Below are 11208 nucleotides of genomic sequence, written 5' to 3'. Positions count from 1 at the left end.
GTCTAGGGTCTCGACAGGGCTCCGTCGACTGGATATTCCATACAGTATGGAGAATGCAGTTCGAGACTGGCGTGGCCGCTCGTACCTTCCCGGGCCCGTCCCCGCCGACCGCAAGCGCATGTTCTGGCTGTCCTGGGCCGCCATGGCCGCGATCAGCCCGCTGCAGTACGGCTACGCCGCGCTGCTCGCCCAGAAGGAGCTGACCCTGCTGGCCGTCTGGATCGCCTGCCAGGCGGCGGGCGCGCTGCCCGCCCTTCACCTGGTGCGGCGCGGGCGCCTCAGCGTACGCGCGAGCCTGGCGCTCGGAGCCGCGCTGAGCGGGCTCGGCCTCGTCGCGGCGGCCCTCACGGTCGCGGCGCCGCCGGCCGAAGGCGCCGCCGCCGCGCTCGCGGGCGGCGCCCCGGGCTCCGTGAGCCTGGCCGCTCTCACCGGCTACGGACTGCTCGGCGGGCTGGGCGCGGGCCTGGTCTACGGCGTCTGCGGCGAGGTCGTCTCCTCCTGGTTCCCGGAACGGCCCGCCGCCCGCGTCGGCCTGATCACCGGCGCCTTCGGGTACGGGGCTGTGCCCCTGCTGCTCTGGGCCGGCATCGCTCCCGGCGCCACGCAGGCCGCCTTCATCACCGCCGCGGCCGTCGCGGTGGCGGTCATCGGGGCGGCCGCCCGCCACCTGCGGCTCCCCCCGGCCCTGTGGTGGCCCGGCGACGTCGACCCGCGCACGCACGCCCTCGACGCGGCACGGTTGCGCGTCACCCCGGAGGCGGCCAAGCAGTTCCTGCTCGCCCAGGCTCTGCGCACGCGGACGCTGCCCGCTCTCGCCCTGATCCTGACCTGCGCGGGCGCCGTGTCGGTCTTCGACGTGATCGTGGTCGCGGGCACGGGGACGTGGGGCGCCGTGGCCCTCATGGTGGCGCTGAACGGGGCCAGCAGGTCGGTGGCCATGCGCTGCTCGGAGCTGTTCGGCCGCAGGCGGGTGCTGGCCGCCGTGCTGGGCGCGCTCGCGGTCGGCCAGGTGCTGCTGGCCGCCGGCGGCGCGCACGTCGGCGGCTCGCCGGCGCAGGCGACCGTCAGCGCCGGCCTGCTCTGGCTCGGCGCGATCGCGGCCGGGCTGGGCGGTGGCGCCTTCTACCCGCTGCTCGCCAGCCTGGTGCGCGAGTTCTTCGGCACCGAGCGCGCCGGCGAGATCCACGCCGTCATCTACAGCGCCAAGGCGCTGGCGGGCGTCGGCGCCGTGGCCCTGGCCATGGCGGCCCTGACCGCTCCGGGCGCCGCGCTGCTGACCGCCGCCACCCTGGCCGCGCTGCCCGCGCTGGCCGCGCCCCGCCTGCGCATCCCCGGCCTGCCCGCGACGATACCGCTGTGATGAGACTCACGACCATGGACAATCGTTGGCCGGTATGCTGTAGGCAGTCGACCAAAAACTTTTAGCTCAGCCCTGGAGACGTGCCCATGTTGCTGTCGGATCAGGCCGGTCAGACGGCGGCCGCGAAGATTCCCCGTCCCGCCACGCTCCGGGAGAGCGTGATAGAGGCTATCCAAGAGCTCATCGTCTCCGGCCAGCTCAAGCCCGGCCAGCACCTCGTCGAGAGCGAGCTGGCCGAGCTGCTCGGGGTGTCCCGGCAGCCGGTCCGCGAGGCGCTGCAGCAGCTCAGCGGCGAGGGCTGGGTCGACCTGCATCCCGGCCAGGGGGCGTTCGTGCACGTCCCGACGCTTGAGGAGGCCGACCAGTTGCTGGCCGTCCGCACGCTGCTCGAGACCGAGTCGGCCCGGCTGGCCGCCGTGCACGCCGGCGAGGACGGCGTGAAACGGCTGCGCGCGCTGTGCTCCCGCGGCATCGCCGCGGTGCAGTCGGACGACGTCGACGCGGCCGTCGCCACCAACTCCGAGCTGCACGCCCTGGTGACCGATCTGTCGGGCAACAAGGTCCTCGCGGAGCTGGCCGCCCAGGTGGCCAGGCGCGTGCGGTGGTATCACACGCCGGTGGCCCGCCAGCGCGGCATGGCCTCGTGGGACGAGCACACCTCGCTGATCGACGCCATCGAGGCGGGCGACGAGGACCGCGCCGCCAAGATCATGCGTGACCACACGGAGCACACCCGCGCCTCCTACATGGAGCAGCGGGAGAACGAGCCCGTGGAGCCCGCGCCCAAGCCGGTGCGGCGGCGGCGCCCGCGCACGCCGGCCGCGAGCTGACGGCGCGCGAAGATCCGCGCGGGGTGGCCCGCGCGCAGGCCCGCGCGGGCTGACCGCGCGCCAGAACCCGCGCGGGTCTGACCCGCGCGGAGCGTCCAGAACGACCTGCTCGGACCCGCCGCGGGCTGACCTGCGGGGATGGCCCGCGGGGTGATCTGACGTTCACAGAAGACGACATGCTGCGTAACACCTCGGGCAGAGGATGCGTAGCAAAGATGGGAGGTGCATGACCGTGAAGGCGCTGATCCGCTTTCTCCTGGGTGATCCCGCGGGCCATTCCGCCGATGGCCGGGTGATCGGCCTCGGCCTCAGCACGGCGCTCAGGAAGCACTACTCCGCCGACGACGCGGAGCGCTACCTGCGCCAGTGGACCGCAGAGCACGACGTACGCAAGAGCCCTCGATGCTGAGTGCGTCGCCTGAACGTCGGTGAGTCGCCGGGGCGGTTGAGCTCCACACCCAGCTCGGCGAAGTGACGCGCAGGCACCTTTCGCCGCGGACATGCCGCTGAGCCGGCAGGGCCGTCGCCCCCCGCGCGCTTTCGGCCTCAGGTCCGGGCTCCAGCAACGTACGACGACCCGTCGGCGTCCGGCCACAGGGAACCACGGGTCTCGGCTGTTCCGAAACCAGTCTCCCGCCGGACATAGCCGACGCCGGCCGCGCTAGGGGACGAGGGAGACGCGGCCGGCCAGGGCGCCCGGTCGCGCGCCCTCCCACCCAGCACCGTCTCCACCCGCTCCGGCTCGTCCAACCGGAGGGCGATCCCGCCGGGAACCTCGCCGACCAGAATCACGCGAAGGCCGCCACCATTGGCGACGCCACACCTGTGGCCAGATCAAGCCTGTGCGCCGTCCCCGTGAACACCACCCGGCAGCGGCCGACGGTGATGACGGAGCACGTTTCCCATGGCCAGGACCCTCTTGCCCGTGTCGAGCGTCGTCACTCGTGGCTGACATCACCCAGCTAACGGTCCTTTCGTTCCATTAAGCCTGCTACAGTTGGTCTCGCCTTAACGGAACAAATGAACCGTTAGCTTGTGATGGGATGATCATGACCTCCTTCAAGCGAAGTCCTCGTACCAGGCTGCTGGTCCCGCTTGCGGCGACAGCGGTGCTGTCGACCGGCGCGGGATGCGCAAGCGCACCGCCCTCCGCATCGGCCGCCACCTCAGCTTGGGCCGCCGGCTGGATCGCCTCGCCGCAACGACCGAGTATCGGCTTCGAGCCGAACTGGTCCGAGGAAGGCTTCTCCAACCAGAGCGTTCGGCAGGTCGTCAGAACAACCGCCGGCGGCAGGAGCGTTCGCATCCGCCTGTCGAACCTCTACGGCACCTCACCACTGCGCGTCACCGGTGCCACCGTCGCACGAGCAGAAGAAGGCGCGTCCGTCAAGGCCGGCTCCGTACGGCATCTCAGGTTCGGGCGATCGACGTCGCTGACCATCCCCGCGCGCGGCCAGGCAGCCAGCGATCCGCTGCCTTTCGACGTCAGCGCCATGGATTCGCTGACCGTCACGTTGTACTTCGCGGGGACCACCGGTCCCGCCAGTTTCCACTCCCAGGCATATGCCACCAGTTACCGCGCCGCTGGCGACCACCGCACCGATCCGTCCGGGTCCGCGTTCACGCAGAGCACGCATTCGTGGTACTACCTCTCCGGACTCGATGTGACCGGCGGCGAACAGGGACGCGGCTCCGTCGTCACATTCGGCGACTCCATCACCGATGGTTTCGGCTCCACCAACGACGCCAACAACCGCTTCTCGGACGAACTGGCCGAGGTCTTCGACGCCTCAGGCAAGCCGCGGCCCGTACTCAACGCAGGCATCGGCGGAAACCTGGTGCTCAACGACTCCTCCTGGTATGGAGAGAAGTCGTCGGCTCGGTTCGATCGTGACGTGCTCGATCAGCCTGGAGTGGACACGGTCGTCATTCTGGAGGGCATCAACGACATCGGCTTCAGCGAGTCGGACACGCCTACCTACAAGCCGAACCCTGTCATTCCGGCACGCGAGCTGATCGCGGGACACCAGCGCCTCATCAAGAAGGCACACGCCAGGGGCATCAAGGTGATCGGCGCGACCCTGCTGCCCTTCAAGGGCTCGGATCACTGGGGAGATCACGCGGCGACCGCCAGCAACGAGCTCAACCGGTGGATCCGCACGTCCGGCGAGTACGACGCCGTGGTCGACCTCGACCGGACGATGGCCTCGCCGTCCGACCCGGATCTGCTCGATCCCGCCTACGACAGCGGTGACAAGCTGCATCCCAACGATGCCGGCTACCGTGCCATGGCTCAGGCAGTGGCCGCGGTGCTGCGGCCCTCGAAAGGCGCTGACGACCAGGGCTGACCGGCTGGCGGAACCCCGTCCCGCGACGACGGGACGAACGGCGACCACCGCGGCCCACGGCCGAAGGCCAGGTCATGACGCGGGGCGGGACAGACGCTCGCGCGCGCTTTCCTTCAGTATGACGAGGAAGGCGCTGACGAGCGCATCGGGGACGGTACGCGCGTAGGCGGTGAGCTCCCGGCGCACACCCGGTGACGGCCTGAGGGCGTAGCCCTCGTACCCGTCCGGCACGATGTTGGCGGGAACCAGGGCGGGCCCGAGGCCGGCGGCCGCGAGGATGGGCGCGGACGCGGTTTGTTCGGTCCGTACGGCGATGCTGGGCTGGAACGCGGCTCTCGCGCACGCCAGGTTCAGGACATCGGCAAGGCCGTTGTCGGGCGCGTAGTGCACCCAGCGGCGCTCACGTAGCTCCGCGAGATCCACCTCTGTGGCGTGACGGACGGCGAGGGGATCGTCACGCGAGACCGCGATGACGAAATCTTCGATGCCCAGCGTGTGTATCGGCCCCGTCCAGTCTGGCGGACGAGGCCCGATGGCCAAGTCTGCCTGCCCTCCCGTCATGGCCTTCGTCAGCTCATCCGAATGCCGGTGCTCGTAGAGGCGGACATCGACGTCCGGGTGGCGCCGGCTCCACAGGCGCAGGGCAGCAGGCAGCAGGCCGAGACTGATCGAATAGGTGGTCGCGAGCCTGAGCTCTCCGCCGGCCAGCCCCACCGATTGCCTGGCGGCGGAGAGAGCGTTGGCCGCGTCCGTGAGGACCGCCCGGGCGTGCGGCAGGAAAGCGCGTCCGGCCGGGGTGAGGTGCGCACCGCGTGATGCTCGTTCCAGCAGCGCGGCTCCGACGGATCGCTCAAGTGCCTGTATCTGATGGGACAGCGCGGGCTGTGTGACGTGCAGCAGCGCGGCTGCGCGCGTGAAGGAGCCCTCGTCCACGACGGTGACCAGGTATTCGATCTGACGCAGGCTTACCATGAACAGATTTTATCGGATCTATGAAAGATATGAGTTCGACTTATAGGCGTGGCTGCAACGAGACTCGTTCAACAGCCGACTCTCTCGGAAGGAGACCCACTGTGACATTCCTGGATAACCTCCCACTCGCGGGAGCCGTCGTAGGGACGGACTTCAGCGACTGGCCGGCGAGCCTCCGAGACGAGTTCCAGGCCAACGCTCACAACGGCCATGTCGGTGGGCTGCTGCTTCACGAATCCGAGCGAGTGCGCGTCTGGCAGATCAGGCTCGCCCCCGGCGAGCGGCTGCCGGCGCACCGGCACGTACTCGACTACTTCTGGACGGCGCTGACCGATGGACGCAGCCGCCAGCACACCCACGACGGCACCACGCGCGAAGTCTCCTACCGCCGCGGCGAAACCCGGGAGTACGTCTTCGGCGCCGGCGAATACCTGCTGCACGACCTGGAGAACATCGGCGGCGACGACCTGGCCTTCATCACAGTAGAACAAGTCCGCGGCGCGAACCCCCCGCTCCCGCTCAGCTGACGACGGCACCACGGCAAAGGCACGGCCCCATGGCAATCACCGACCCAGACGCGACCACCTACGTACGGCCACGCAATGCCCTGACGCCCCGCCAGGTCGGCTTCGCGGCCATGATCGGGAACGCGATAGAACTCTACGACTTCATCCTGTACTCCTTCATCGCGGCCAGTGTGTTCGGCCCGCTGTTCTTTCCCAGCTTCGAGCCGTGGCTCGGCACCCTGGCCGCGTTCTCGGGGCACGCTGTGGCCTTCCTCATCCGGCCGCTGGGCGCGACGGTGTTCGGCCGCATGGGCGACCGGCTCGGCCGCAGACCCGCGCTGCTGGCGTCACTGGCCATCATGGGCGTGGCGACGGTCGGCATCGGGCTTCTCCCGACCTATGCCGCGATCGGCGTGGCTGCCCCCATCATCCTGGTAGCGCTCCGGATGCTCCAAGGACTGGCCGTGGGCGGCGAGTATCCCGGCGCGGTCGTCGTCGCCGTTGAGCACGCGCCTCCCAGGCTCGCCACGCTCTACGGCGCCTTCCCCCAGATCGGAAACATGATCGGCATCCTCTCCGCCGGCGCATCGATGCTGATCGTCAACCTGGTGGTCGGACAGGCCACCTGGCAGGCCTGGGGCTGGCGAGTGCCGTTCCTGCTCAGCGGAGTCCTGGTCGTCTTCGGGCTTCTCCTGCGCAGCCGGCTTTCCGAGACACCGGAATTCGTCGAGGCGTCGAGCAAAGTGGCCACGCAACGCCGCGCCGCCTCCGGACAGTTCAGCACGCTCCTGCGCCGGGCACGGCGGCCGTTGCTGATCTGCGTGCTGATGTGGATCGGACCGGTCACCTTCGGCTACGCGTTCCTCACCAGCCTGCTGGCATACGTCGGAAAGTACCAACCGGAACTGTCCGCCGCGGACGTGCAGCTCGGACTGGTGCTGACCGGCTTGGCCCTGGTCGTTCTCGTGGCGATCAGCGGCAGATACGGCGACGCATGGGGCCGCGAGCGCATCGTGATCATCTCAGGCGTGCTGACGATGGCGTGGGCCATACCGTCCTACCTGCTGATCGGCACAGGCGACCGATACGCGCTGTGGCTGGCCATGATCGTGGGCGCCGTCTCATACGGGATCTTCGGTGGGGTGGTGCCGACCATGATGTCGCACCTGTTCCCGGTAGAGGTGCGCTACGTCGGCGTTGCGACCGTGATCGCGATCAGCGCGCTGGTAGGCGGCGGCTTGTTGCCGCTGCCCACCCTGGCCGCCGTAGGCGGTCTGGGCGGATCGCCCGTGCCGATGATGACGATGATGGGCCTGTCCGGTCTCGCCACCACGATCGGCGGCGTTCTGCTGCACCGCAATCGCGTCGCCCTTCGTGCGACGCGCTGAGCCCGTCGAGACACCATGCCTCTGGATCCGCAAGCTGCCGCTCTCCTGGACAGCACAACCAGGAACCGGGCCCCCACCGGCCGCATGACAGTCGCCGGCGCCCGCACCGGCATCTTGAAGTACCTCGAGTTGCAGGGCGAGCCGGAGCCCGTGGCCCACGTCCGAGACGTGACCATCCCCGGGCCGGCTTCCGCGCTGCCGGCCCGGGTCCACTATCCGCACGGCAAGCCCCCGTACCCGTGCCTCGTCCACTTCCACGGGGGCGGCTGGGTCAGCGGCGACCCCGAGATATACGACCGGCCTTCGCGCAGGCTGGCGAACGCCACAGGCTGCGCCGTCATCACTGTCGGCTACCGCAAGGCTCCGGAGAACCGCTTTCCCGCGGCGCTCGACGACTGCCACGCGGCCGTGTCGTGGATCGCCGAGAACGCCACCGACCTGCAGATCGACTCGAAGCGGATCGGTGTCTCCGGCGACAGCGCCGGCGGCAACCTGGCCACCGCGACATGCCTGCGCGTCCGCGACGCAGGCGGACCCGCCATCAGCCTGCAGATCCTCATCTATCCAGCCACCGACGCGGCCTGCGCGACCGCCTCCCACCAGACGTACGCGCAAGGCTACGGGCTGGAAAGCCGCACCATGCGATGGAACTGGGCCCAGTACCTGGGACCCCACGACCCGGCGGACCCCTACGCCTCACCGCTGCGGGCCCGCCTCGACGGGCTGCCGCCGGCACTCGTGATGACCGCCGAGTACGACCCGCTGCGCGACGAAGGCGAACTGTACGCCGCACGCCTGGCCATAGCCGGGACGACGGTCACGCACACCCGCTACGACGGAATGATCCACGCCTTCTACCTGGCCGGTCGTGCTGTCCAGCGCACCGACACCCTCTACACCCGGATCGGCGACGTGACGCGCAGGCACCTTCTGCCGTGACCAGCCATCACCATTGGAACAGGAGAACACCCGAATGAGCACCCAGCGCAAGGTCGCCCTCGTCGTCGGCGCCCAGGGCGTGATCGGCCGTAACCTGGTCGACCACCTGGCCACCTTCGACGACTGGGAGGTGATCGGCCTATCCCGCCGTTCCGCGCCGGACAGCGGCCGCCTCCGCAACATCTCCGTCGACCTGCTCGACCCGGAGGACTGCACCAAGAAGCTCTCCGGCCTGAACGAGGTCACCCACATCTTCTACACCGCCTACCAGGAACGGCCGACCTGGGCCGAACTCGTCCCGCCGAACCTCGCGATGCTCGTCAACGTCGTCGACGCCGTCGAGCCCTTCGCACAAGACCTCGCTCACATCAGCCTGATGCAGGGCTACAAGGTGTACGGTGCTCACCTCGGACCGTTCAAGACGCCGGCCCGCGAATCGGACCCGCACCACATGCCGCCGGAGTTCAACGTCGACCAGCAGGAATTCCTGGAGCGGCGGCAGCGGGGCAAGTCCTGGACATGGTCGGCGATCCGCCCGTCCGTCGTGTGCGGCTTCGCCCTCGGCAATCCCATGAATCTGGCCATGGTGATCGCCGTCTACGGCTCCATCGCCAAGGAGCTCGGCGTGCCCATGCGCTTCCCCGGCAAGCCGGGGGCCTACCACAGCCTCCTTGAGATGACCGACGCCGGGCTGCTCGCCAAGGCAACCGTCTGGGCAGCGACCGATCCCCGATGCGCGAACCAGGCGTTCAACATCAACAACGGCGATCTGTTCCGCTGGGACGACATGTGGCCGAAGATCGCCCAATTCTTCGATCTGGAAGTCGCCAGCCCGCTTCCCATGTCACTGGCCACCGTCATGGCCGACAAGGCGCCGCTCTGGGAGGAGATGACGCGCAAGTACGGCCTGGAGCCGCACACCTACGAAGAGCTGTCATCGTGGGGGTTCGGCGACTTCGTGTTCTCCTGGGACTACGACATGTTCGCCGACGGCACCAAGGCCCGGCGCTTCGGCTTCCACGACTTCGTCGACACCGAGGAGATGTTCCTCAACATCCTGTCCGGCATGCGCGAACGCCGCATCATCCCCTGAGCCGATGGAGCCGCTCCACCGAACTGTGCGTTCGGTGGAGCGAGACGGTGTTCAGGGCATGTCGCGGCGACACCAGCAAGCCACGTCCTTAACGGGTCATTGGTGCCGATAGCATCGGCGTGATGCAGGAGCCTCCATGAATCAGGATTCCCGCTCGGCAGGGACGGTGCGTCCTGGCGGTCGCACAGCCCGAGTGCGTGCCGCGGTGCTCGAGGCAACCCAGGACGAGCTGATGGAACGCGGCTTCCATGGATTGGTCATGGATCACGTGGCGTCACGAGCAGGCGTGGGCAAAACCACCTTGTACCGTCGCTGGGGAACAACCGCAGGTCTCGTGACTGATCTGATGAGGGAACTCGCCGAGCAGTCGGCTCCGCACGCCGACACGGGAACCATCGAAGGAGACCTTCGCGCTCATGCTGCCAATGTTCTCCACGGCATCACCGACGAGCGCCTGGGCCCGACACTCGAAGCCATGATCACAGCTGCCACCTGCGACGGAGGCGCGGCCGACGCTCTTCGAGCGTTCTATGTCCGTCGCATCCACGAGTGGGAAGAGTGCGTCGACCTGGCCATCGCGCGCGGCGAGCTTCCGCCGGGCACCGACGGCGAGGAAGTCATCCGGGCCGTCTCCGCGCCCATCTACTATCGCCTGCTGGTCACCCGGGAGGTCATCGATGCGGCTGTCGCCGAGCGGGCGGCTCTGCGCACTCTGGCCGCCGCCCGCGCGGGGGCGTTCGTCGGACCAAACACGTGAGATGGATGTCCCGAGCTGCCGGTACGGCCTGCGCGCACGCGCCCCGCCCCGCAAGCCCAGTGCCCCGCAACCCAGCCCATTCCCTCGTCTCCGGCTTCCAAGGAGCCCGCCATGGACCTTCACCTCTCCGGCAAGGTCATTCTCGTCACCGGTGCGACCAGCGGCATCGGCCTGGCTACCGCCCATCTGCTCGCCGGGGAAGGAGCTCAGGTCGTGGCGATCGCCCGCGGCACCTCCCCTCAGCCCGCGCTGCCGTCCGCCACACAGCTCATCCGCGCCGACCTCACCGATCCGGCGGTCGCGACGCAGGTCGTCGCACAGATCATGGACCGCCACGGCAAGCTCGACGGACTGGTCAACAACGCGGCCGCCCTGATCTCCCGCGACTCGTTCGCCGACATCGACGACGACCAGTGGCACGCCACCTTCGAGCTCAACCTGCATTCAGCTGTCCGGCTCACGCGAGCTGCGCTGCCGATCCTGACGCAGAACCCCGGGGGAGGCAGCATCGTCCACGTCGCCAGCGAGGCGGCCCGCATGCCCGACGCGTCCATCGCCGACTACGCCGCGTCCAAGGCGGCACTGCTGTCGGTGTCGAAATCCCTGGCCGCGGCCCTCGGCCCGGCCGGGGTGCGCTCCAACATCGTTTCTCCGGGCCCTACGCGCACCGCGCTCTTCGACGCTCCTGGCGGCTTCGCCGAGCAACTGGCCCAGCGTTTCGACCTGCCGCCGGCAGACGCCGTCGACCACTTCATCCGCGTCGAGCGGCGCCTGCCCACCGGGCGCATCGGCACCCCGGAGGAGGTGGCCGGCGTCATCGCCTACCTGCTGTCCCCCCGCGCCGCCCAGGTCACCGGCGCCGAATGGGCCATCGACGGAGGAGCCCTGCGCCAACTGTGAGACGGCAGCACGACGTGCACAAGAGTCCCCGTCCCTGGGCAGGCGCCCTTGGGCACGTCGTTGTGAGCATGCCGCCGAGCCGCGGCAGGGGCGGTGCCGCCCCCGCGCGCGGCCT

General features: G+C 69.2%; 11 protein-coding genes. 10 read left to right on the top strand and 1 reads right to left on the bottom strand.

Going from position 1 to position 11208, the window contains the following annotated elements; all coding sequences use genetic code 11:
• Nucleotides 1-46 precede the first annotated feature (46 nt).
• From ABGB14_RS02095 to ABGB14_RS02080, 4 genes are all read left to right on the top strand, one after another.
• Nucleotides 47-1360: a hypothetical protein gene (locus ABGB14_RS02095; protein ID WP_347641780.1), complete on the top strand. Its 1314-nt coding sequence runs from the start codon at nucleotides 47-49 to the stop codon at nucleotides 1358-1360.
• A gap of 86 nt (nucleotides 1361-1446) precedes the next feature.
• Nucleotides 1447-2190, top strand: a complete 744-nt coding sequence (locus tag ABGB14_RS02090) for a GntR family transcriptional regulator (RefSeq protein ID WP_347641779.1) — start codon at nucleotides 1447-1449, stop codon at nucleotides 2188-2190.
• A gap of 232 nt (nucleotides 2191-2422) precedes the next feature.
• Nucleotides 2423-2599 carry a hypothetical protein gene (locus ABGB14_RS02085; RefSeq protein ID WP_347641778.1) on the top strand — a complete coding sequence of 59 codons (177 nt, stop codon included), beginning with the start codon at nucleotides 2423-2425 and terminating at the stop codon, nucleotides 2597-2599.
• Nucleotides 2600-3233: 634 nt separating this feature from the next.
• Nucleotides 3234-4538: an SGNH/GDSL hydrolase family protein gene (locus ABGB14_RS02080; protein WP_347641777.1), complete on the top strand. Its 1305-nt coding sequence runs from the start codon at nucleotides 3234-3236 to the stop codon at nucleotides 4536-4538.
• A gap of 72 nt (nucleotides 4539-4610) precedes the next feature.
• On the opposite strand, the gene ABGB14_RS02075 is transcribed toward ABGB14_RS02080, so the two are convergent.
• Complete coding sequence (locus ABGB14_RS02075) at nucleotides 4611-5510, bottom strand: LysR family transcriptional regulator (protein ID WP_347641776.1); 900 nt, start codon at nucleotides 5508-5510, stop codon at nucleotides 4611-4613.
• Nucleotides 5511-5611: 101 nt separating this feature from the next.
• On the opposite strand from ABGB14_RS02075, the gene ABGB14_RS02070 reads away from it, so the two are divergent.
• From ABGB14_RS02070 to ABGB14_RS02045, 6 genes are all read left to right on the top strand, one after another.
• Nucleotides 5612-6037, top strand: coding sequence for a hypothetical protein (locus tag ABGB14_RS02070; protein ID WP_347641775.1), 426 nt, complete (start codon nucleotides 5612-5614; stop codon nucleotides 6035-6037).
• A 29-nt stretch (nucleotides 6038-6066) separates the two neighbouring features.
• Nucleotides 6067-7404, top strand: coding sequence for an MFS transporter (locus ABGB14_RS02065; RefSeq protein ID WP_347641774.1), 1338 nt, complete (start codon nucleotides 6067-6069; stop codon nucleotides 7402-7404).
• A gap of 84 nt (nucleotides 7405-7488) precedes the next feature.
• On the top strand, nucleotides 7489-8343 hold the full coding sequence (locus ABGB14_RS02060) for an alpha/beta hydrolase (protein WP_347641773.1): 855 nt from the start codon (nucleotides 7489-7491) through the stop codon (nucleotides 8341-8343).
• A 34-nt stretch (nucleotides 8344-8377) separates the two neighbouring features.
• Nucleotides 8378-9436 (top strand): SDR family oxidoreductase, encoded by a 1059-nt coding sequence (locus tag ABGB14_RS02055; protein WP_347641772.1) that lies wholly within the window; start codon nucleotides 8378-8380, stop codon nucleotides 9434-9436.
• 136 nt (nucleotides 9437-9572) lie between these two features.
• Nucleotides 9573-10193: a TetR/AcrR family transcriptional regulator gene (locus tag ABGB14_RS02050; protein WP_347641771.1), complete on the top strand. Its 621-nt coding sequence runs from the start codon at nucleotides 9573-9575 to the stop codon at nucleotides 10191-10193.
• 111 nt (nucleotides 10194-10304) lie between these two features.
• Complete coding sequence (locus tag ABGB14_RS02045; protein ID WP_347641770.1) at nucleotides 10305-11093, top strand: SDR family oxidoreductase; 789 nt, start codon at nucleotides 10305-10307, stop codon at nucleotides 11091-11093.
• Nucleotides 11094-11208: the final 115 nt, after the last annotated feature.

The sequence above is a fragment of the Nonomuraea sp. B10E15 genome (assembly GCF_039871615.1).
GTDB lineage: Bacteria > Actinomycetota > Actinomycetes > Streptosporangiales > Streptosporangiaceae > Nonomuraea.
This window is presented reverse-complemented; position numbering and strand designations above follow the sequence as displayed.